Source organism: Dyadobacter tibetensis Y620-1, assembly GCF_000566685.1.
GTDB classification, from domain to species: domain Bacteria; phylum Bacteroidota; class Bacteroidia; order Cytophagales; family Spirosomataceae; genus Dyadobacter; species Dyadobacter tibetensis.
This window is the reverse complement of sequence record NZ_AZQN01000001.1, coordinates 725,619-747,393: the sequence shown is the minus strand read 5'-3', so window position 1 is coordinate 747,393 and position 21,775 is coordinate 725,619. Positions and strand designations below refer to the sequence as shown.

At 42.0% G+C, this 21,775-nt stretch carries 19 protein-coding genes and 1 tRNA gene; 5 read left to right on the top strand and 15 right to left on the bottom strand.

Features of this window, described 5'->3' with window-relative positions; genetic code table 11:
- Positions 1-132: 132 nt before the first annotated feature.
- The 3 genes from X939_RS22875 to X939_RS0103200 form a co-directional block, all read right to left on the bottom strand.
- Positions 133-2,913 (bottom strand): T9SS type A sorting domain-containing protein, encoded by a 2,781-nt coding sequence (locus tag X939_RS22875; protein WP_025761832.1) that lies wholly within the window; start codon positions 2,911-2,913, stop codon positions 133-135.
- 1,268 nt (positions 2,914-4,181) lie between these two features.
- Positions 4,182-4,263, bottom strand: a tRNA-Leu gene (locus tag X939_RS0103205).
- A gap of 192 nt (positions 4,264-4,455) precedes the next feature.
- Positions 4,456-5,700: an ABC transporter permease gene (locus X939_RS0103200; protein ID WP_025761831.1), complete on the bottom strand. Its 1,245-nt coding sequence runs from the start codon at positions 5,698-5,700 to the stop codon at positions 4,456-4,458.
- 296 nt (positions 5,701-5,996) lie between these two features.
- Here X939_RS0103200 and X939_RS0103195 point away from each other — a divergent pair, with 296 nt between their 5' ends.
- Positions 5,997-7,259 carry a hypothetical protein gene (locus X939_RS0103195; RefSeq protein WP_025761830.1) on the top strand — a complete coding sequence of 421 codons (1,263 nt, stop codon included), beginning with the start codon at positions 5,997-5,999 and terminating at the stop codon, positions 7,257-7,259.
- Positions 7,260-7,280: 21 nt separating this feature from the next.
- Here the strand turns inward: X939_RS0103195 and X939_RS0103190 are convergent, their stop codons facing one another.
- The 5 genes from X939_RS0103190 to X939_RS0103170 are packed head-to-tail and all read right to left on the bottom strand — an operon-like array spanning position 7,281 to position 12,109.
- Positions 7,281-7,847 (bottom strand): 1-acyl-sn-glycerol-3-phosphate acyltransferase, encoded by a 567-nt coding sequence (locus tag X939_RS0103190; protein ID WP_025761829.1) that lies wholly within the window; start codon positions 7,845-7,847, stop codon positions 7,281-7,283.
- A 2-nt stretch (positions 7,848-7,849) separates the two neighbouring features.
- A complete protein-coding gene (locus tag X939_RS0103185) occupies positions 7,850-9,046 on the bottom strand; it encodes a site-2 protease family protein (RefSeq protein ID WP_025761828.1) in 1,197 nt (398 codons plus the stop codon).
- Complete coding sequence (locus X939_RS0103180; protein WP_025761827.1) at positions 9,036-9,671, bottom strand: HAD family hydrolase; 636 nt, start codon at positions 9,669-9,671, stop codon at positions 9,036-9,038. The genes X939_RS0103185 and X939_RS0103180 overlap by 11 nt, the downstream gene beginning before the upstream one ends.
- 31 nt (positions 9,672-9,702) lie before the next feature.
- Positions 9,703-10,659, bottom strand: a complete 957-nt coding sequence (locus tag X939_RS0103175; protein WP_025761826.1) for an acetyl-CoA carboxylase carboxyltransferase subunit alpha — start codon at positions 10,657-10,659, stop codon at positions 9,703-9,705.
- Between the two features lie 31 nt (positions 10,660-10,690).
- Positions 10,691-12,109, bottom strand: a complete 1,419-nt coding sequence (locus X939_RS0103170; protein ID WP_025761825.1) for an MBL fold metallo-hydrolase RNA specificity domain-containing protein — start codon at positions 12,107-12,109, stop codon at positions 10,691-10,693.
- A gap of 272 nt (positions 12,110-12,381) precedes the next feature.
- Here X939_RS0103170 and dacB point away from each other — a divergent pair, with 272 nt between their 5' ends.
- Entirely contained in the window at positions 12,382-13,845 is a 1,464-nt protein-coding gene (dacB, locus tag X939_RS0103160) for a D-alanyl-D-alanine carboxypeptidase/D-alanyl-D-alanine endopeptidase (RefSeq protein ID WP_044198259.1), read from the top strand.
- 2 nt (positions 13,846-13,847) lie between these two features.
- Positions 13,848-14,288 carry a GNAT family N-acetyltransferase gene (locus X939_RS0103155; protein ID WP_044198257.1) on the top strand — a complete coding sequence of 147 codons (441 nt, stop codon included), beginning with the start codon at positions 13,848-13,850 and terminating at the stop codon, positions 14,286-14,288.
- A gap of 33 nt (positions 14,289-14,321) precedes the next feature.
- Here the strand turns inward: X939_RS0103155 and X939_RS0103150 are convergent, their stop codons facing one another.
- Together X939_RS0103150 and X939_RS0103145 are read right to left on the bottom strand one after the other, a co-directional pair.
- Entirely contained in the window at positions 14,322-16,730 is a 2,409-nt protein-coding gene (locus X939_RS0103150) for an endonuclease MutS2 (RefSeq protein ID WP_025761821.1), read from the bottom strand.
- Between the two features lie 59 nt (positions 16,731-16,789).
- Positions 16,790-17,320, bottom strand: a complete 531-nt coding sequence (locus X939_RS0103145; RefSeq protein ID WP_025761820.1) for a DUF7935 family protein — start codon at positions 17,318-17,320, stop codon at positions 16,790-16,792.
- 195 nt (positions 17,321-17,515) lie between these two features.
- On the opposite strand from X939_RS0103145, the gene X939_RS0103140 reads away from it, so the two are divergent.
- Positions 17,516-17,827, top strand: coding sequence for a HesB/IscA family protein (locus X939_RS0103140; RefSeq protein WP_025761819.1), 312 nt, complete (start codon positions 17,516-17,518; stop codon positions 17,825-17,827).
- On the opposite strand, the gene X939_RS0103135 is transcribed toward X939_RS0103140, so the two are convergent.
- Positions 17,824-18,396, bottom strand: a complete 573-nt coding sequence (locus tag X939_RS0103135) for an NUMOD4 domain-containing protein (RefSeq protein ID WP_025761818.1) — start codon at positions 18,394-18,396, stop codon at positions 17,824-17,826. The genes X939_RS0103140 and X939_RS0103135 overlap by 4 nt on opposite strands.
- A 127-nt stretch (positions 18,397-18,523) precedes the next feature.
- Between X939_RS0103135 and X939_RS0103130 the strand changes: the two genes are divergently transcribed.
- Positions 18,524-18,883, top strand: coding sequence for a CoA-binding protein (locus X939_RS0103130; protein ID WP_025761817.1), 360 nt, complete (start codon positions 18,524-18,526; stop codon positions 18,881-18,883).
- Positions 18,884-18,976: 93 nt separating this feature from the next.
- On the opposite strand, the gene X939_RS0103125 is transcribed toward X939_RS0103130, so the two are convergent.
- The 4 genes from X939_RS0103125 to X939_RS0103110 form a co-directional block, all read right to left on the bottom strand.
- Positions 18,977-19,978 (bottom strand): 3-oxoacyl-ACP synthase III family protein, encoded by a 1,002-nt coding sequence (locus tag X939_RS0103125; RefSeq protein WP_025761816.1) that lies wholly within the window; start codon positions 19,976-19,978, stop codon positions 18,977-18,979.
- Between the two features lie 32 nt (positions 19,979-20,010).
- Positions 20,011-20,262, bottom strand: a complete 252-nt coding sequence (purS, locus tag X939_RS0103120; RefSeq protein WP_025761815.1) for a phosphoribosylformylglycinamidine synthase subunit PurS — start codon at positions 20,260-20,262, stop codon at positions 20,011-20,013.
- 141 nt (positions 20,263-20,403) lie between these two features.
- Positions 20,404-21,105: a CDP-diacylglycerol--serine O-phosphatidyltransferase gene (pssA, locus tag X939_RS0103115; protein WP_025761814.1), complete on the bottom strand. Its 702-nt coding sequence runs from the start codon at positions 21,103-21,105 to the stop codon at positions 20,404-20,406.
- Positions 21,106-21,116: 11 nt separating this feature from the next.
- Positions 21,117-21,758, bottom strand: coding sequence for an MBL fold metallo-hydrolase (locus tag X939_RS0103110; protein ID WP_044198251.1), 642 nt, complete (start codon positions 21,756-21,758; stop codon positions 21,117-21,119).
- Positions 21,759-21,775 lie beyond the last annotated feature (17 nt).

Below are 21,775 nucleotides of genomic sequence, written 5' to 3'. Positions count from 1 at the left end.
TTGGATACTAGCATAAAAATTAACCGCTGCAAAGCTCTGCTTGCAACGGTTAATTTTAATACCAGAAATATTGTTTAAGACGGCAGTATTATAGAATTATAATATTCGAAATAATAATTCTAATTTTTGTTGCTATCGGTTGATTACAATTTTAAAAGTCTTAATTCCTCCATTTTCAATGGATGCATTTAGGACATACACTCCATTGGTAAGGGAATTTACCGGGATTCCATTCGCATCGACCGAACTAGTCTCTAAAACAACCTTACCATTCGTATTGAGTATTTGAACTTTAGTCACCTTTGTGAGGTCTATTTCTCCTATCCAAACCATATTTGTAGAGGGGTTAGGATATAGAAATCCTTTCTGCAAGATTTCATCAATTTTTACACTAACAATCCTGCTATAAGTGAAGGTTTGATCCAAATCTATCATTTTCATACGGTACAAATTTGTGCCCTGTACAGGATTGGAATGTTGGTAAGCATATCGTTCCACATTATTGCCTGACCCCTTAGAGTCAACCGATCCTATAGGGTTCCATTTTTTACCATCCATGCTGTGTTCAATTTGGAAGCGTTCACTGTTTACTTCTTCTGAGGTCGACCAGGAAAGGTTGGTTATTTGATTTTCTGCTTTAGCTTCGAAGGCAATAAGCTTAACAGGTAATGGCGTCATTTTAACATAATAATCTTCTACCTCCCCGTTTTCCACGAAGAATTCCCCATTCATTGCCTTGGTAAATGGCAGGTTTGTAGCCGTTCCAACCACTCTAATAGCCCCGTCGGGAGATACAGATGCAGGAAGGGTCACCGGGAAAGTGGTGCTTTGGGGGCTGCCATGGTTGAGTACGCCCGACTGAAAGATATCACCAGCATCGATAAAGCTACCATTGCCATCAAGATCGTACCACACCGCCCAGTAAACTGGCTTAATAGTAGTATTACCATTTACAGTGACCTGAAAATTATAGGTCATACCCCCGTTGAGTTCAAATGGTGAGCCGGAGCTTCCGTCTCCCGCTACAGGAATTACACCAGAGAATATTGCCAATCCGTCTTTAGTGTCCGCTATATTTGTTGCACAATCGGAGGTAGGAAAGCCAGCATTCTGACCCAACCAGGCACTATTGGTTGCCTTGATACTGGCGCTACCAATTTTGTAGACCAATGGGTCCAGGTTTCCAAAATCCCTCTGAGGTAAAGTAATTGACTTGCTCTTGATCTGACAGCCGTTGGGTGCCGTGTATTCAATGGTGATATCTCCAGGTCCGGTAATGGAAAAATTATTATTCACCGTACTATAAGTAGCATTTCCAGAGGTTACGGCCCAAGTTCCCCCTACAGGACTGGCCCATACAGAAAATGGGGTTCCTTGGCAAATAAATTCACTGCTTGGAGTCAGGCTTATATCTGTGTTGGCACCGCATACTTCAAACCCTGCGGTGTTAAAGGTGAAAATGTTTTCCCACCCTTCCGGTAGAGATCCGCCGTCACCCATACTACCGCCTACACGGTGACCAGTATAGCCATAGGTATTCATACATTGTTTCAGCATCATGGTCGTATGTCCCCCTGTCTCGACAGCGACCACCTTATCTGTAGTAGGTGTATAGATTCCATTGGCCGATGGTTGAGGTTGTCCAGGATCTAAATATCCTTCCTTTGGTACCCGTCCCAACATACCACCATCGTTATCTCCCCAATTATATAACAGGCCTGCTTTTGATAGAACATTAATGGCCGCATAGGAGTAATAATAATCATTGTCGGCTGGATCAAACCAGGTTGTTACGTGTTCATTGGGTGAAATCCAATGAATATCGTCCATAACTGGCCCGGTGCTTGAATTATATCGAGGTTGGATCCAGGTAGTAGAGACAGTACTCGAGCCTGGTGTAGTAGAAGGCCAATTTCCCAGCTGTCTACGAGCGTTAGAACCCAATGAAAATAGCCGTCCATCCGTATATAATACATAGTAAGTCGGCATATATCCAGTTGATGAATTATAGTAGGCCGTCATTCCGATCATCTTAATGGTACCGGACGATGGTAACTGCATTTTTACTGCTCTGGTTTTATCGTTCCCTTTTGAAGTACCATTCCCTAAGAAGGTATGGTAGCCCCATGTCCATAAATTTCCATCAGAATCCAAAGCCATAACCGTGTTGGTCCCTGTGCCTCTAGCCACAATTATTTTGCTTAGCGGTGGGTTGCCGGGTTCCGCTGTCGTGACTCTATACCATTTGTCCCGTGGGTTAGACCCAGTGGAACTCGAGAAGTTACTAATCCCGGTTCCTGTTATATCTGCATATCCATTAGTCAAGACCCAGACATTTCCATCACAGGTAGTTAAGATGAGGTTTAAGCCGGTACCAAATAACATACGGACCTGCAAAGGACTGACACCAGGCGGTAAACCATCTGCCTTGCCTTGGACAGAGATTCTTTGGAAACTTTTACTAGTAGTGAGAGCGCTAGGAAGCATTCTCCCTTGGTCACCCCAAGCGAAAAGACCGTCGGTGGTGAGAAGTACCGATTGAACCTCATTGTACCAGTTTTTTCCCCCCATCGCCAGTTTTAAAATTTGCCCAGTCAGGCCTGGATAATTGGTGGAGTTTATTTCCGTCGGTGAAGCTAAATCCCCACCTGTTGCCGACATACTTTCCCCCCAGACCTTAAAAGTTCCTGTTGGCGTACGTACACTTGTGGAATGAAAGGCCGAAATATAATTGTCGTACTCAATTTCAGCAGCGATATTATCCGAATTCAACCCATAGTTTTCATATCTCTGCGTACCTCCGCAAGTATATGCCGGTCCAAAACCACACTGCTGTGCCATGATACGAGTTCCACTCAGGGCAATCCCTAATATCAATGCGAAGGATGTTAGTTTATAGTATTTATACTTCATGATCTTATTTTGTTTATAGGTGTATATTTCAATTGATAATCGTATTATTATGTAAATGTATTATTATTAAATAGCGAGAAATGATTAGTATAAAAATAATAAATAAACTAACTAATCAATAATATCTCATATGATGTATTAATAAGAAAAATTGATAATATCTTAGTATATAATTGATCAGTAATGACGGCAATATATCAAGAAATATCAATAAGTTGCAAACAGTATAATTATAAAAAAAGTAGAATAACTTCGTTTTCGTTTACTTTAAAAAATTTATGATTACTTAGATACTTAAAGTTTCTTTTTTATAATTAAATATCTTGTCATATAAATTTTGCTAGGCTTCGATATGATAAAATACCAGAAATTTCTTTATTTTAGATAATATAATATATTAAATATGCTGAAAATGAGGGAGGTAACTGTTTTGGGGGTAAAGCAAAGTAACTTGTAGGGAAGAGTATGTTGGTTTTATCCAAATGCAGAATAGCTAGGTTTTTTTTGCTACTGTCTAAAGGAATATGACGACTTTTTGAAGAGTATCTACGTCTCTCTTACTTCTACACGAGAAAGTTTGTAATAGAAATTATTGAGTAGTTTTATTAGAATTTCATAAAAATATTCATCTTATATATTTCATGAATCCGTTTTTTTTATTTTATGAAACTAAGACATATAAGTCACTCGTGTGTTCTATAAAGAAAATAGAAAAAGCTGTATATAGATTTAGGATGATTTTGTATAGAATTCATCATTTTTTTCAATAAAGAATGCTATCTATTCCATATTTTAGAAATAGACTGAGCTTATTGAGCAGCAGTATAGGACTACGAGGAGCCAGCTCCGTAGGAACTGATTATATATTTATAGAAATTTTATTTAGTAGTCAACTGATGCGACTCTTATTGGGATTGTACGAGCTGAAATGCTTCATTAAAGTTCAATAACCCATTCCGGGTCGTTAAAAACAAACCTAAAAGGCTCTATGCGTGGCATCATATTGGAGTTGAATCCCAACATGGAATTAGTAGTCAGACGCAAGGCCTTCGGGATCTTTCATTAAAGCCTGAAGTTTATAATGGTCATTTTTCTGAACTGGAACTGGCATGGTTAAGGAGCTAACTTTCCAAGGTTTATGGCTCCTTGGGATGATATTCATTTGTTTCTATGTAGTAACATTCTTTTGGGGTTCTCCGGTATGAAGAGAATTAGCCACCCCAAAAAGCCAAAACCCCTGATAATCATACGATTGTCAGGGGTTTTTGTACCCAGAGCCGGAGTCGAACCGGCACGAGTTACCTCATTGGTGTTTGAGACCAACGCGTCTACCAATTCCGCCATCTGGGCATTGTGTCCCGTTGTTGGGAGTGCAAAAGTAATTAGAAATTCATTATTGTCAAGCTTTTGTTAAAATTAATTTAAAGAGTATTCAGGCGAATATTTCTAACCTGTTGATAATGAAATGAAATCATCAAGAAAAAATATCTGTCAACTAAATATGATAACATTTTTTGAAATACAGGCAGCTAACTTTCCTAGTTACTCGTATCGTAGTGCCTCTATGGGATCTAAACGAGATGCCTTAATGGCGGGATAAATTCCCGAGAGGACTCCTACCGCCACGCAAATGGCGATACCCATGGCCATCCATAACCAGGGAATGACAAAACTACTTTCGCTGCTGATACTATTAGAAATAACATTGCCGACCAATATACCTAATAATAGGCCTCCAATACCCCCAATGATACAGACTACTATGGCTTCAATTAAAAATTGAAGTCGAATCACCTTGGGGGTGGCGCCCAGAGATTTGCGAATTCCTATTTCACGAGTCCTCTCCGTAACCGATACTAGCATAATATTCATCAGGGCAATAGAAGCTCCTAAAAGCGTAATTATTCCTATGCCAAAGCCTCCCATACGAAGGTAGCCCGTTATGTTTTCGAAGTCTTTAGCAATAGCATCAGCTCTTTCGATACTAAATGAGTCGGGAGCACCCAATTCATCATTCCGGATTCGGCGCATTAACCCCCTTGCTTCTTCCACTATATACGCTCCATCGGCTATATCTGGCGCCGAGGCGGTAATATTATAGGTTAGGGCCCTGTTCGCGGCCAGCCCCCGGGCGTTATTTAGCGGAATAAGAATGATCCGGTCACTATTACCATTTTCACCCAGTGACCCTTTTTTTTCCAAAACACCAATGACGGTATATTTGGCGCCCATAAAGGTGATGGATTTATTAATTGGGTTAAGCTTTCCAAAAAGTTTACGTGCTATTTCCTGACCCAAAACGGTTACATTAAGGGCATTTTCCATATCGTTACGATTGATATTTCTTCCAAAGTCAATTTTGTACCCGTTGATGGTCAGATAAAGATCATCTCCTCCGATGACGTTACTGTTTGGATTGGTTTTGACGGATCCATAATTGGCTTGTACAGCCCCTCCGATATTTGAAGACAGGGCGACAGTTGCCTTGAAATTCTCCCGAAAAATATTGGCAAACTGAACGGATTCCCTATAGGAAATTGGGGGAAAGGATTTTTCCCGTCGCCCCCCAGAGCGTCCCCGATTGGTTATATAGTTCTGAACGGTGAAGGTGTTGGCTCCCAGATCGGCGAAACTACTGTCCACTGAACTTTTGATTCCATCTATTGCCGTCAAAATTCCCACGAGTGATGTTATGCCTATGGCTATGATCAATGCGGTCAGAATGGTACGCAATAAATTGGATTGTATGGACCTCAGTCCTTCTTCTACGTTTTCTCTTAGACGCATTTTGTTTGAATTGTCGTTATCAAAAGAAAGGCAAACTGTCGTATTGGCTTCCTTCATTTAGATTAATTAATGCTTGTCATTTACAGGCAGTTTGGCATAATTTCAATTTCGTTGCCAAAACCATTTGCCTGATGCACCAATAATAACCATATTACGTTCTAAAATGGGCAAGCCCGAAGGAGATAGCGACGTATGTTGTCTTTTTTTTCGCCAAAATATATCATTTGACAAGTCCTTGTCCGATCCATTATTTTACTTTTGTAAAGCTGCACATGATACCTGAAAGATTCAAACCGATGAAACGCTTCTTTATTCCGCTTATCATATTTTTTGGTATATCCACCCATACTATGGCGAATCGGATCATGATTCCTATGGATGAGTCACAGAAGAATCACCTTAAAGCCTATGGAATTTCCTTTTGGATCTTGAAGACTTATGAGCAAGAAATTGACTGGCTGTTGAACTATAGGGGAGGAAGTTTTATGATGCCATATAATCAACGCTTTGCTACGGAAATGACTATCAGAGGGGTAAGTTTTGAAGTGATATCGGAGGGAGAAGGGGCGGAGATTTTAAATGCAATAGGGGCACCAGATGTTAATATGGATGCAGTTAAGCTACAGAAGGCCCCTAGAATTGCGGTGTACTCACCGAAGTCCAAACTGCCCTGGGACGATGCTGTAACTTTGGTGCTTACCTACGCGGAAATTCCCTATGACGTGGTGTACGATCAGGAAGTGCTAGAAACTAAGCTGCCAGAATATGACTGGCTGCATCTGCATCACGAGGATTTTACCGGTCAGTATGGCAAATTTTTTCAATACAAGGATTATCCCTGGTACCGGGAACAGAAGAATGCTGCAGAGCAGACCGCATCTAAGTATCATTTTGACCATGTTCCTCAGATGAAGTTGGCTGTAGCCAAGAAAATTGCGGATTTCGTTGCTGGGGGGGGATATATGTTTGCTATGTGCAATGCCACCGACACCTTTGATGTCGCCTTAGCAGCCGATGGACTAGATATTGTGGAGAGTATGTATGATGGAACTCCTGCCGATCCTGCTGCGAATAGCATGCTGGATTTTTCAAAAACCTTTGCATTCCGTGATTTCAAAACCATTCCCTATCCTTATGAAATTGAGTTTTCGGACATCGACAATCAACCCGATGAAAGGGGCCTATCTGAAAATAATGATTTTTTTAGTCTATTTCAGTTCTCCGCCAAATGGGATCCTGTGCCTAGTATGTTAACCCAAAATCATCAGACGATTATTAAAGGATTTCTTGGGCAAACAACCGCCTTTAAAAACAGATTTGTTAAGCCTGAGGTAGTGGTGTTGGCAGAAAATAAAACTGCCGATGAGGCCAGGTATATTCACAGTACGTACGGCAAAGGATTTTTTACCTTTTATGGGGGACATGACCCTGAAGATTACCAACACCGGGTAGGAGAGGAGCCTACGGATCTGAACCTGCACCCTAATTCGGCAGGGTACCGTTTAATACTGAATAATGTATTATTCCCTGCTGCAAAAAAGAAGAAACTGAAGACCTAGGCAATAAGATCTACAGCAAAATTAAAAGAAGGATGTTAAAACCCAGTCCTTCTGTACGTCCCCATGAAGCTTAAAAAAAGCATGAATCCGCTTCATATCATAATTTACATCTCCGGAGGGATAAAAAGGAGGGCTTAATACCACCCTTTTCCTGCTATGGCTAAAGGAAACGAGTATCAGCGGGATGCCTGCCCCAAGAGCCATATAATAGAAGCCCGTTTTGAGCTTTCTTACATTATCTCGAGTACCTTCCGGAGCAAGAGATATGTGGATTCGGTGATGTGAATTTATTAGTTCGACAACAGCATCTACCAGATTGGTCGTTTTTTTTCTTTCTACCGGATAGCCTCCCATCCATCGGAAGTACCAGCCTGAGTACCATTTAAATAATTCTTTTTTTGCTAAAAAACCGATTTCCATCCTTAATGTCGCGCGAATACCAAGCCCAACGAAAAAGTCGAAGTTAGAGGTGTGTGGCGCAACTACCCAGATTGCCTTTTTCAGATGAAGGGGCCGGGGGCCTTGGATTCTCCATCCCATCCAGGCAAACGTTTTAGCAATGAGGGAAGCGGTTACAGAATTTGACAAATTTAGAGGACAATGAATGGTTTAGGACTAAATGATATGACGAACACGATCAGGGCGATTATTCCTAAAACCATACGGGTCTTATTCAGAGGTTCATTCTCAGGAGTTTCGGGATGTTTAACGCCCAGGAATCGACCCAATAGAAAGATAAATGGTAAGAAGCCAGAATAGCCCTCTACCTGAGGGAAGAGGTAAGTGGTGCCTAATTGAGCCACGACCACTAGCAGGCTCAACATGACCGCTGTTGAAGGCTGATCACACATGCCTTTGAAGCATATATAAAGGAAGTAGCAGTAAAGGAAAAGATAAAATAGCTGCTCATAAAATATCTGATCGTTACCCACAGCAAAAGAATCTACCCGGAAGAAGCCCAGTCCGCCGTAAAAGGCAAAAATCACATACAGGGAGGGGGCTACAATATCAAATTTCTTTTTCCCAATCATTCCATAAAGAATATGTCCGCCATCCAGCTGACCTATGGGGATCAGGTTCAGCGAAGTGAAAAACAGAGCGAGATAGCCCGCGAATAAATAGGGGTAATGGATTATTTCAAAATCGTGCGGTAGCAGATTAGGGTCAGCCACGTAAGTTTTAAAAAACCAAAACAAAATATTATCCCCCAGCGCCAGGTTCCCAGCAGCATTTTCATAGGCAAATTGATGGTAATTCATTCCAAAACGAGTGTATTCGGGATGAATAGTAAAAATATACTCCACAGGTGGCAGATGGGTGAAACCATACCAAAGTACCGCCAGTGCCACAATAAATCCTGCCAGAGGGCCAGCAATTCCGATGTCAAAGAATTTTAATCGGGAGCGAACCACTGAGGTAATTCGGATAAATGCTCCCATCGTTCCTATGCTTTGGGTTATTCCGAACCATAAAGGGATATAGTAAGGCAAGGTGACTTTTACTTTATGAGCTTTGGCTACAAAGTAATGACCAAATTCATGAACGGTAAGAATAAGAAGAAATGGGATAGAAAAATGGAAACCGGCCCAGAATTCTTTCCATCCCATGGCCTTGGATGTCGCCTGACTTATTTCTTCTCCATTATTACCCGACAAGAAGGCGAAACCTTCATAGACGAAAGAGAAGATATTACCATACATCCATTCGGCTCCAGCCATGGTGGTAGTAATAATGGTAAGAAAGAATAAGAGACCCTGTATTAAATAGGTTCGGGAGTTAGACGGCATAGTCTTGAAGGTATTCTAGGATCGTTACGGGTTTTTGAACATGTATGGTATGAATGCCTATTTCGGAAGCGGCAGCGATATTTTTCGCATTATCGTCCAGAAAAAGCGTTTCTTCTGCTTTTATTTGTGCCTGATTCAGGACACTATAATAGATTTGCGGATCGGGCTTCATCAGACCCATTTCATAAGAAAGGAATACCTTCTCAAATAAATCTTCCAATGTGCTGACTCCAGCGGTTTCCCTTAAAATTTTATTGATCTGAGAAATATGTATAGAGCTGGTATTGCTCAGCAAAAATAAACGATAGCGGGGTGCTAACTTTTTCAGGAGTTCGATACGTTCTATAGGAAGATCGAGCAGAAGGCTATTCCAGGCGGTATCTATATGATGGTCCTCCCAGTCGGATTTTTCCAGAATAGTCCGAACCATATGCCGGAATTCTGGTTCGGTAAGCTGACCTGTCTCGAATCGGGGAAACAGGTCATGATGCTTAACGAGTCTATATATATCATTTATATCTCTTCCACTTAGCTCTGCAAATGCGTTGAAGGCAATGGGAACGTCAATATTAATAATAACATCACCCAGATCGAAGAGCAAATTTTTAATAGCCTCATTTTTCATGAAAAGCGGATTAAGTGGAAAGGAGAATAAACTAAGGTTCTATTACAACGCCCATAGAGCAGAATTTTTCAATTCTATCGTCGATTCTTTTTTGTGGTTCAATTTTATTCAGATTTGCAATATTCTCCAGGATTACTTCCTTGAGCTCGTTGGCCATCCAGGTATGATCGAGGTGAGCGCCGCCAAGGGGTTCCCGGACAATACCATCGATTAGCTTATTTTGTTTCATGTCTTTTGCCGTAATCTTCATGGCCTCCGCAGCTTGTTCCTTATAATCCCAGCTCCGCCATAAAATTGCCGAGCAGTTCTCTGGAGAAATTACCGAGTACCAGGTGTTTTCAAGCATCAGTACCTTGTCGCCAATTGCTAAGCCTAGGGCACCTCCCGATGCTCCCTCGCCAATTATGATACAGATGACAGGGACCTTAAGCATAAACATTTCCTTAAGGTTGCGGGCGATCGCTTCTCCTTGTCCACGCTCTTCTGCCTCCATACCCGGAAAAGCACCGGGGGTGTCGATCAAGGTCACAATCGGTTTATTAAACTTTTCGGCCATTTTCATCAAACGCAAGGCCTTGCGGTAACCTTCAGGATTGGGCATTCCAAAGTTACGATACTGGCGCTGTTTGGTATTTCGACCCTTTTGCTGGCCTATTAACATAAAGGATTGCCCGTTAACATTTGCCCAGCCCCCTATTACAGCCGGATCGTCACGAACTTGACGGTCGCCATGAAGTTCGATAAATTCGTCGCAAATATGCTCGATATAGTCAAGGGTATAGGGGCGATCTGGATGACGGGAAAGTTGAACGCGCTGCCAGCTGGTCAGATTCTCGAAGATTTCTTTTCTAAGTTTGGTAATGTTATTTTCCAGTAGCAGAATGGCATCTGAAACGTCAACATTATTGTTTTTTGCCAAAACCTTCATTTCTTCCAGTTTTTTTTCCAACTCGGCCATTGGTTTTTCAAAATCCAGGTATGTTCTCATCGCTTTTTTTGCTTCGTTTGGTGGGTTCGGGTTATAGTACGTATTGCTGACCGCGGCGGGGAGTTTCTACGTTCTGATAACCTAATTTGTTGATTATTAATTGTAATTCAGACATACTATGCTTTTCACCATGCACCAAAAATACTTTTTTTAGCTTTGCAGGGTCCTGCATTTTGACAAATTTAATTAAATCATTTTGATCTCCATGCCCGCTAAAGACATCAATTTTTTCGACATTAGCCATAACAGGCAGTTGTTTCCCGCGCATGGTGATAGAATCCTGACCGTTTATCAACCGCCAGCCCAGGGTTCCTTCCGATGCATAGCCAATCATTAAGATGGTCGCATATGGGTTACCGATATTGGCTTCAACATGATGTTCCACCCGTCCTCCTTGTACCATTCCCGAAGAAGAAATGATGATACAGGGTTCGTTATAATTGGAAATAGCCCTGCTGGCTTCGGCATTTTCCAGATAAATAAGATTATCGAAATCGAATAACATGTCATTGTCATCCTGGAACCTGCGGGCCTTTTTGTTTAGCATTCGCACAAATCGTTGATAGACTTTGGTACTACTATAAGCTAGAGGACTATCAGAAAATACCTTTATACTAGGAAATTTATTATCCAGATATATTTTGTTCAAAATATAAAGAAGCGCTTGGGTACGTCCTACTGAGAAAGATGGAATGATCAAACGGCCCGGTACATCAATACAGGTCCTTTTGATAACCTTTGTAAGCGCCTCTTCCGGAGTCTCCGTATTTTCGTGTATCCTATTTCCGTAGGTACTCTCGCAAACCAGATAGTCGACTTCCGGAATTTCTTGAGGATCTAGTAGTAAGGGATAGTCGCTACGACCGATATCACCCGAGAAGGCCACTCGTTTGCGTACGCCATCTTCGGTAATTTCCACGACGATATGTGCCGCTCCAAGCAAATGACCTGCTGGATAATAGGTGATGGCAACGTGATCGGCAATCCGGTAGCGTTGGCCAAAAGATACCGTTACAAAGTTCTCCAAAGCATCGGCCACATTCTTTTCTACAAAGTAGTCCCTCGGAATCTCTCTTTTTCCCTTGCCCTTTTTTCTGCTTCCATTTTTAGCGTTCAGCCTTTTCTGATGTAAATTGGCTGCATCTTTGAGTAAAAGGGCTGTCAATGCCATGGTGGGTTCGGTGCATACTACGCGGCCTTCGAAACCTTCCTTGAAGAGGTTAGGTATATTCCCTGAATGGTCGATATGAGCATGGGTCAATAACACCGTGTTAATGAGGCTGGCATCGAAAGGAAATACACTTTTTTGCTCGTCAAAACGTGCTTTTCTTTCTTTTTCATCTAAGTCAAAGTCCGCACCGCAGTCAATTAATATCCGGTATTCATCGGATTCTAGGAGAAACATGCTTCCCGTTACCTGTTGAGCAGCTCCCCAAAATGTCAATTTCATATATATTACTGTGTGAAAATCTATAGGTTATGTACTTCCCAAAACTGAGCAAGCCAACCAAAATTTTATGTCTATCAATTTCTATTCCTCATGCCAATCTGGTCCTATTTTTTTATTCCTAAAACAAGCAGGTATCGCCTGCAAACCACGGTGCCCATGGGCAGTTCTGATTGACATTTGTTACAAAAGTATCAAAAAACCCATGTAGTCGATTCAAATACTTTTTAGTTTCGGCGCCTCCGCTTACATTTATAACTTTATTTGATTCAAATATGCCTAACTGTATAAGACTAAAAATCGTGTTGACCTTATGGTTATGTTGCGGCAACCTCCAGGCGCAAACCATAGATTCTACAGCCTTAATGAACTTTTCCGACGCTGTATTAGAATTACAGAACAGCGAGCTCCTAAGGCATGGAACGCTGGCCATTCAAGTGAAAGGCGTCAAGTCAAAAAAAAATATTTTTCAATTAAATCACGAACGTAGCTTACCGTCTGCATCTATCCTGAAGCTGGTGACCACTGGGTCCGTATTGAGTGCATTGGGTGCAGACTACCGTTTCGAAACCTTGCTTCAATTGCAGGGGCAGGTGAGGGCCGATACCTTATATGGCAATGTAATTGTTCGGGGAGGAGGTGATCCATCCCTGGGCAGCTCCCGTTTTCCAGGGTATCCCGACGATCAGGAAATGCTCAATCGCTGGTTGGCAAAAATTCAGAAAGAGGGGGTGGGATATATCAAAGGTGAAATTATTGTTGATGCTAGCTATTATGAGGGTCTTCCCCATGCTGAATCCTGGATCTGGGGGGATATAGGGAATTCCTATGGCGCCGGGATATGGGGGCTTAATTTCAATGAAAATCAGTTTAAGGCTAATTTTATTCCAGGAAAAAAAACAGGAGATCCGGTAGGATTTTCCGGTACTTCGCCGGCACTGGCAGGGATTGAGTTTGAGAATAAGCTTAGCACAGGGGAGCGGGGGTCTGGAGATCAATCGATATTCTACAGTAGCCCACTGGGGCCAAGGGTACAGTTTACCGGTACTGTTCCGGCTGGATACAATTCTTTTTCTGTCAAAGGCGCATTGCCTAATCCCCCCCTATATGTTGCCGAAGCCCTTCGAGCTCGGTTGAAAGCCAGTGGAATTGGCATTGAGGGTGCTTTGTCGTCAGAACAATCTGCGTTAAAAGTAATCGATATCTATAAATCAGCCCCGTTACATTTGCTATGTAAGGAAACGAATTTATGGAGCATTAATCTTTATGCAGATAGTTTTTTGAGACTCTTTGGAAAAAGACTATCGGGTAAATCTGATTTCGATACTTCCATTTTACAACTTCGGCAGTATTGGCAATCCAGGGGAGCGGATATGCGTGGATTTATGATTAAAGATGGTAGCGGGCTGTCCCCATCTGGTTCATTAACCGTGCAGAATATGACAGATTTTCTTTCCGTAATGAATCAGGAGAAGGTTTTTAAAGAGTTCTACCAGGGAATGGCGGTAATGGGCCAGTCGGGTACAGTTAGACGATTGGGAAAGAAATCGAATGCTGAAGGTAATATAAGGGCCAAAAGTGGCTCAATTGAAGGCACACGTGCATATGCGGGATATGTTACCACCCGATCTGGAGACCTACTTACTTTTGCCATGATCGCCCACAAATATCAACCGGATACAGAGAAAATAGTTTCTGAGGAATTGTCTCGACTAATGGTATTATTAGCAAACTTGTAAATATGTGCATCGAAAAGAGGACATCCAATCTAAATATTGAAATAAGACGGGTATCTGCAGATCTCCTTTTGCCGATCAGACACAGTGAATTATGGCCCGATCAACCGATTTCGTTTGTCAAGATTCCTGAAGACGACTTGGGTATTCATTATGGACTTTATGTGGATGGGGAATTGGTATCTGTAATCAGTGCTTTTATTGAGGGCGATTCGTTGCGATTTCGGAAATTTGCCACCCTTGCTACCTGGAGGGGTAAGGGGCTAGGCACCCGGTTATTGCAGCGGGTGATCGATCTTGCCCAAGAAAATAAGATGAAACGAATCTGGTGTGATGCACGTGCCGACGCCCTGCCGTTCTATCAGCGTTTTGGCTTTCAGTCATTTGGTGAGCCTTTCTTCAAGGGGGCTATCCCATATAGCAAGATTGAAAAGGTCTTTATGTAAAAGAGGGGAGTACAACTCCCCCCGAGAACCTTTTTATTTCATTTTGACGATGGTAACACCAGAGCCTCCACGATCGGCATGCTCGTCGTACATCTCATGAACTTGTTTGTATCCCCTCAAATGATTACGTATAAGCGTACGAAGAATGCCATCTCCCTTTCCGTGAACCAGTCTTACTTCGTCATATCCAAGCATGATGGCATTGTCCATAAACTGGTCGACTGTGCCGAGGGCTTCTTCACCTCGTTTGCCACGAAGGTCCAGATTAAAACTGAAGTTCATCATCCTTTCGTTTAGATCAATACCCTTAGATAAGGCCTTTACCTCCCGATCGCCGGTAGCAGTTTTATAGGCCTTTCTGGAGACTTTTTCCAACCGGGAAAGTTTGATAGTCGATTTCAAATCACCTATACTAATTTCCACGTCTTTGCCACGCAGTGCCAATACCTGCCCGATTGCATTTTGCCCGGCTATCCGAACGTAGTCTCCGGGACCTATCGATCCCGTTTCAATTTCGTAGAGTTCTTCTGCAGGCTTTTCCTCCACAACCACTTCCGGTTTAAGTGCTACCTGCCCAAATTTTTCTAGCTTACCCCGAACTGCCTTTGTAGATTCCTTTTCAGCCTTCTTTTCCTTGATTTCCCGAATGGTGGTTTCGATCAGCTGATTGGCATCACTGATTAGTAATTTTGCTTTGGCTTTCGCCTCATTGATTAATTTCTTCTCATTGAGCTCCAGGGACGCCTTTAGTTTTTTATATTCGGCTAGCTCCTGGGTAAGTTTACGTTCTTTAATTCCCAGAGAAGTATTCTTTTCAGCAAATACCTTTCTTTCAATATCCAATTCTTTTAGTAGTTTCTCGAAGCTTACCTGTTGCGTCCCAAGTTTTTCCTTGGCTTTTTGGATTACCGCTTTGGGCAGACCAATTTTCGAGGCGATCTCAAAGGCAAATGAGCTTCCGGGTCTGCCTATTTCCAGCTCATAGATTGGTTCTAAATGGGCGCCATCGAACCGCATGGCCCCATTGATAAGACCCTTGGTATTATCGGCGAGAACTTTCAGATTGGTGTAATGGGTATTGATCATACCATACGCACCAGACTGGGTAAGTTCTTCGAGGATGGTCTCTGCAATGGCGCCACCTAGGCCAGGTTCTGTACCTGTTCCAAATTCATCGATCAAAAATAGGGTACGTTTATTGGCCATAGCCAGGAAGTGCCGCATATTGGTGAGGTGAGAACTGTATGTACTAAGGTCATTCTCTAGGGATTGTTCATCTCCAATATCAATAAAAATATTTTGGAAAAATCCGATGGTGCTGTCCTCGCGTAAGGGTACTAAAAGACCACACTGATACATATATTGAATGAGCCCCACTGTTTTTAATGCGACGGACTTGCCTCCGGCATTTGGCCCGGAAACGATAAGGATTCTATTTTCCTCATTTAATTCGATATGAAGAGGAACTACCTTTTTACCAGCCTCCTTGAAAGACATATGCAGAATAGGATGTCTCGCTTCGTGCCATTCGATCTGCTGCTTTTGTATAAAGGTAGGATTGATAGCCGAAAGCTCCTGAGCGAGCCTGGCTTTGGCTCTCAGGAAATCCAACAGCCCTAAAAAATGGTAAGCCTTTTGTAATTCAGGAACATAGGGGCGAATCCGCTCCGTCAACTCTTGTAAAATCCGGTTAACCTCCCGGCGCTCTTCATACTCTAGTTCCCTGATCTCATTATTGGTTTCGAATATTTCGGTAGGCTCAATAAAAACAGTCTGACCTGTTGCGGATTCATCATGAACGAAGCCTTTTAACTTCCTTTTATGTTCGGCAACAATGGGAATTACCATACGGCCATTTCTCACGGTCAGCGATACTTCATCGCCTATCCAGCCTTGTTGTTTTGCGTTTCGCAAGATGCTATCCAGCCTTTTTCTTATGCCTGCCTGTTCCGAAAGTAGCTTGCGTCTAATGCGGCCGAGTTCAGTAGAAGCATTATCTTTTACCTGTCCCCGGTCGTCAAAAATTCGGTTGATAGAATCGGTCACCAGCGGGTTAATCTCAATGGTCTGAGCATATTCGCTTAATAGAGGATATGCGCCGGGTTCCTGCTTTCTGAAAAAACTAAGGCACAGATTGATGGTATTGAGGGAGACCTTTATATCGGAAAAAGCTTCCTGCGACAACTGCATCCCTATTATGGAAGCCTGTTTTAGGTAGGGAGTAGCGTCTATATAGTTCTGAGAAGGAAAGTTTTCACCTACCTCTAACACTTGCTTCATTTCGGCTGTTTGGCTTACTAGCTTCTCAACCATACCAAAGTTGTCGGAGAACTTAATCTTCTGCACATAATATTGGCCAAGAGGGCTTATACAAGCCTCATGTAACCATGATCTTAACTTGTCGAAACCTAGTTTTTGTTCAATTGTTTTAGGATATAGCATTGCTTCAAGAATAGAACATCACCCATATTAGATTTAAATGTGGCAGTTCGTATAATAATTTATATTCTGGTAAATTCAAGTTTTAAAAGTTGTAACGCTTTTTGAGTGGGCTGTGTGGGTTGATCAATCACTTTGGCCAATATTTTTTTCGCCAGATGAGTCGCTGGTTCTTCAGGTTGAAGTTCTGCCGCAGACTGATTTATAATCGTCACCACCTCGTTCATGGCCTTATTAATTTCATTCCATGTTTCAGTGGAAACATATAGTTGCTGAGCGCTGTTATGGTTATACTCTTCTCTGATTTCGCTGAGGAGAGTCTGCTGTAATTCCATCGTTACTAGTGTTGAGGGGGCTACTCTCAGTAACAGGTTATTGGGTGTGATGCGTTCCAGGAATAGACACATGCGTTCATAAGCCTGAATGCGCATGGGTAAAATAGCGGTTGCAGTTTTAGCTTTTTCAACTGCTACTTGACGCTGAGCCATGGACATGGAGATCTTGTCGATGATTTTATACAAACCAAACAAGATTAAGGCGGTTATAGGTATATAAATTAGCAGGTTGAACAGAAGTGCATAATATTGGTCCATATAAAACAAGTTATTGGTTTTAAATGCAAAAATAGGGGGTAAGGTTCAAATAATTTGCGAATTATCTAAATGCTCCTTGTAAAATAGTGAAAACCAAGAGGGAGAGGGAGTGGATAGCAATAACCGCCGTAGTTTAAGAACGGAATCCTCAATTTTTTATATAATTTTGATTAATATAATTTAATGAATAATGAGATGGAAGCACCAATCAGTATTTCTTTAAGGGCAAAATCAGAAATTTTCTCAACATTGTCAGCCAATAAGATTCCAGAAACGTATGGACTACGGATAGGTCTAAAAGGAGGTGCCTGTAGTGGGTCAATTATGTTGGGTTTTGATACTCAAACTTCTTCGGACCAAGTATACTGGATTGATGGGGTAAAAGTATATATCGACAAGAAACACCTGATGTATGTCTTAGGTGTTTCTGTCGATTATGAAGATGGATTGAACGGATCCGGTTATACGGTTTCTACCCTGGAAAATAAGACTTTGGAACGGGATTAATCGTCTATCGTAACGTGTTTCCAGTTCTCTCCTGAGCGGATTCGGTTTAGCTGGGTATGTGTAATTCCGAATTGTTTAGCAATCATTTTCAAACGATTATTATCGTTTTTAAGCAGCTTTTTAATGATTTTAACCTTACTTTCTGTAAGCTTATAATTTTTGGTTCGCTTCGGAATGACCCGGTTAATAAAGGCGGGATTCTCCCGGTTATGTTCGATCATTTCCGCCTTGGTCACCCAAAGCAGGTTTTCGTAGAAGTTGTTTTGTTTTTCAAAATCCTTGTGAATCACAAAACTGTGATCTTGGGATTTTTTCTCCACAAAGTGTTCTGCCACCAATTTGTGCACATAACGGTTAATGGTCTTCCCACCCGTTACTCGGATATTCAATGATTTATAGCCTTGAATAACCGATCCCTTAATTATACTCCCATCCTTGGGATTATTCTGAAAGCTTTTGAGTCTTCCGTAATTGGAAATTTCATAATGGGGAGGATTTTCTATCTCACCAAAATTTATTTTCTCCCATTTCTCATTCCAAAAGCTTTTATTTGAATTTGATTCGCTCATCTTAAAATCCTGTTTACTAATATCTTATTTTTCATTAACGCTGGTAACTCTCGGCTTTGAATCTCAGGAATGAACTTTTATCCTGATATTCTTTTTAGGTATTAAAATAATTACACCAAAAGGTCCTATGAAACCTACATTAATAATCGGAGCCACTTCCAAAACAAATCGATATGCCTATATTGCGGCGGTGCGACTTCAACAGGCCGGGCATCCCATTTTTCTAATTGGTAGAGATTCACAAACTGTATTGGGTGAAGAAGTACATCGGGAAACTATCGCATGGGAAAATATCGATACGGTAACGCTGTACATTAATCCATCAAAACAGCCAGAATATTATGATTATATTATTTCATTACAACCTAAACGTGTGATCTTTAATCCGGGTACAGAAAACGAAGCTTTCCGTCAGATTTTAATCTCTAAAAATATCGTACCAGTAGTTGCATGCACCTTGGTAATGTTGTCAACTGGACAATATTAAACGGCTAAACAAAGAAAGATATATAATAGGGATAACAGAAAAATAATACAATTGATTTCCTGAATCAGGATAATTGTGGTCCTTCCATGGGTTTTACCATTGAATAAGAGCGGAGCCCCAGGTAAAGCCACTTCCAAAGGCTGCCAGACAAATAATGTCTCCATCGTTAAGCTTTCCATCTTCCCAGGCCTCAGTAAGGGCAATAGGAATAGATGCTGCAGTGGTATTTCCGAAACGTTGAATATTATTGATAACCTGTTCTGGATCTAAACCCATTTGCTGACGAACATATTCGCTAATACGCATATTGGCCTGATGGGGAACCAGGAGACTGAGATCTTTTTCGGTTAGGTTATTGGCCTTCAACGCCTCGTAAATAACCTCCCCAAACCTCTGAATAGCATGTTTGAATACGGCATTGCCATTCATATGAACATTAAAACCACCTGAGTCCAGGAGTTCCTGGGTTACCGGACGATCGGGGCGGCTACTTCCTGGGTCGCGGACATATAGCTCCTCAGCGAATCGGCCATCAGCGTGGAGATGTGTAGAAATGATGCGGCGGGAAGGATCGCTGGTGGCCTGAACCACTGCCGCTCCTGCCCCATCCCCAAAGATAACAGCGGTGGAGCGTCCGGCGGTACTCTTGTCAATCCAGGAAGATTGGATCTCGGAACCCACAACCAAAGCCGTTTTATACATTCCTGATTTGATGTATTGGTCGGCCAGAGAAAGCGCGTAAACGAAGCCCGAGCATTGCTGACGAATGTCGAATACAGGAATAGTTTCTAATCCAAGTTCGCGCTGCATCAGAAATGCGGACCCGGGGAAAAAATAGTCGGGAGTAATCGTGGCATACACGATGACATCGACATCTCCCGGTTGTAAGCCAGCACGCTGCAAGGCTTGGCGCGATGCGGCCGTGGCCATACTGGCATTGGTGTCTTTTCCATACTCAAAATAACGTCTTTCGCGTATCCCGGTCCTTTCCTGAATCCACTCATCAGTGGTGTCCATCATTTGGGTGAGATCCTGATTGGTTACTATTTTGTCCGGGACATAATAACCTAGTCCGGTGATACGCGAAAAAATCATGTTGGGCATTGGTGTCTTGGTGCAATATTTAATTATACAGCTTTAATGCTGTAAGTGAATTCTTCCATTATCAAGTTTGCCAAAAGTTTCTGACAAGCGGTTTGAACGATCTGATCGGCCTGTTCCTGAGTTTCGGTATCCAGTGTAAGCGTAATATGTCTTCCAATCCGCACATCGTTTACCTGGTCAATCTCAAGATTATGCAATCCTAACATGACCGCTTTCCCCTGAGGGTCAAGTATTTCTTTGATGGGCATAATGTCTATTTCTGCAATAAATTTCATCTCAGCTATGGTATAATAATACAAATTAATTAATAAATTATCTAATCTTGAGCCATTGTTTCACGACTGAGAACTTTCAAATCGCTTACAAAGCATAAAGAAATGGCAAAAATGCAACAAAAAGTTTTCGATAACAATGGATTAATTTTTTTTAATCACCCCAAACAGGAGGGATAGCAGCAAGTAATACATGATAATAATGGGAACTGCCAAAATTTTAAAGGCCAAAAGTAACACGATCGTGCCGATGATCAAGAGGTATCTTGCCCTATTGGGTTGCCAGGAAAAGGACTTGAATTTTAGGGCAATCAGTGGCAATTCCGCTACCAGAAGAAAAGACATCAGGCAGGTGAAAATCAATAGATGTTTTGTATTAAGTATAAATTCTGTCAATTCCGGCCCTGCCGATTCCAAAATAAAGGGTATGGAGGCGATAAGTATTCCATTGGCTGGAGTGGGCAAGCCAATGAAACCATCGGTTTGACGGGGGTCATTATTGAATTTGGCGAGTCGGATCGCTGAAAAAATTGCAATTAAAAAAGCCGGGTAGGCCATCCAGATACCCGACAGATCGGCGATGCTGCGCATGAGCAACTGGTAGACAATAATGGAGGGAAGTAGTCCGAATGTTACCATGTCTGCCAGGGAGTCCAGGTCCCTGCCAATGGGCGAAGAGACACCAAGCATTCTAGCGGCAAAGCCATCGAAGAAGTCAAACACCAACGCTAATCCTATCAGAACACAAGAAAGCAGGATATTATTATGAAATGCTTCAACCACACCGATGCAGCCGCAAAGCAGGTTGCTGCAAGTTAGTGCATTGGGGATGTGTTTCTTGATCATTATTAGGGCCGTTAACGTAAGAATGGGTTATATTGCTTTTCAAAACCAATAGATGTGGGTTCCATATGACCCGCATAGACTTTGTATTCGTCAGGCAAAGTAAATAATTGCATACGAATGCTATTCAATAATATATTCATATCTCCTCCAGGAAGATCGGTTCGCCCTATGCTTTGACGAAAAAGTACATCTCCTCCAATTATTTGTTTGCCCATATGATCTATAAAGGCCACGTGACCCGGTGCATGTCCCGGAACGAAGCGGACCTCTAGTCTGGAGTGACCAAACAATAGATCTTCTCCCTCCTTGATATAGTCATCGATGGCAGGTTCATCGAACTGAGCAAAGCCATAGTTAGAAGCATAGGTTTTTACCGCTTTAAGCAAGGGTTCGTCGAGCCTGTGAAGAAGGAATGGAATGTCATACTTGCGTTTTACAGCGGCCACACCTAGGACATGGTCGATATGAGCATGGGTATTGATAATCATTACAGGCTTGAGATTATGCTCTGTTATAAAGGCGAAAAGGGTGTCCTGTTCCCCTTTATCATAGCATCCTGGATCGACAATTACGGCCTCATGGCTTTCGTCAAAGAGGAGGTAGGTATTTTCACCAAATGGATTGAATGTAAATGCTTGGATTTTGATGGACATAAATTGAATGATCAATG

Bases quoted from the DNA above. Each gene is read 5' to 3' on its own strand.
- X939_RS22875 (WP_025761832.1), bottom strand. From the start codon at position 2,913: ATGAAGTATAAATACTATAAACTAACATCCTTCGCATTGATATTAGGG.
- X939_RS0103200 (WP_025761831.1), bottom strand. From the start codon at position 5,700: ATGCGTCTAAGAGAAAACGTAGAAGAAGGACTGAGGTCCATACAATCC.
- X939_RS0103195 (WP_025761830.1), top strand. From the start codon at position 5,997: ATGAAACGCTTCTTTATTCCGCTTATCATATTTTTTGGTATATCCACC.
- X939_RS0103185 (WP_025761828.1), bottom strand. From the start codon at position 9,046: ATGCCGTCTAACTCCCGAACCTATTTAATACAGGGTCTCTTATTCTTT.
- X939_RS0103180 (WP_025761827.1), bottom strand. From the start codon at position 9,671: ATGAAAAATGAGGCTATTAAAAATTTGCTCTTCGATCTGGGTGATGTT.
- X939_RS0103175 (WP_025761826.1), bottom strand. From the start codon at position 10,659: ATGAGAACATACCTGGATTTTGAAAAACCAATGGCCGAGTTGGAAAAA.
- X939_RS0103170 (WP_025761825.1), bottom strand. From the start codon at position 12,109: ATGAAATTGACATTTTGGGGAGCTGCTCAACAGGTAACGGGAAGCATG.
- dacB (WP_044198259.1), top strand. From the start codon at position 12,382: ATGCCTAACTGTATAAGACTAAAAATCGTGTTGACCTTATGGTTATGT.
- X939_RS0103155 (WP_044198257.1), top strand. From the start codon at position 13,848: ATGTGCATCGAAAAGAGGACATCCAATCTAAATATTGAAATAAGACGG.
- X939_RS0103150 (WP_025761821.1), bottom strand. From the start codon at position 16,730: ATGCTATATCCTAAAACAATTGAACAAAAACTAGGTTTCGACAAGTTA.
- X939_RS0103145 (WP_025761820.1), bottom strand. From the start codon at position 17,320: ATGGACCAATATTATGCACTTCTGTTCAACCTGCTAATTTATATACCT.
- X939_RS0103140 (WP_025761819.1), top strand. From the start codon at position 17,516: ATGGAAGCACCAATCAGTATTTCTTTAAGGGCAAAATCAGAAATTTTC.
- X939_RS0103135 (WP_025761818.1), bottom strand. From the start codon at position 18,396: ATGAGCGAATCAAATTCAAATAAAAGCTTTTGGAATGAGAAATGGGAG.
- X939_RS0103130 (WP_025761817.1), top strand. From the start codon at position 18,524: ATGAAACCTACATTAATAATCGGAGCCACTTCCAAAACAAATCGATAT.
- X939_RS0103125 (WP_025761816.1), bottom strand. From the start codon at position 19,978: ATGATTTTTTCGCGTATCACCGGACTAGGTTATTATGTCCCGGACAAA.
- purS (WP_025761815.1), bottom strand. From the start codon at position 20,262: ATGAAATTTATTGCAGAAATAGACATTATGCCCATCAAAGAAATACTT.
- pssA (WP_025761814.1), bottom strand. From the start codon at position 21,105: ATGATCAAGAAACACATCCCCAATGCACTAACTTGCAGCAACCTGCTT.
- X939_RS0103110 (WP_044198251.1), bottom strand. From the start codon at position 21,758: ATGTCCATCAAAATCCAAGCATTTACATTCAATCCATTTGGTGAAAAT.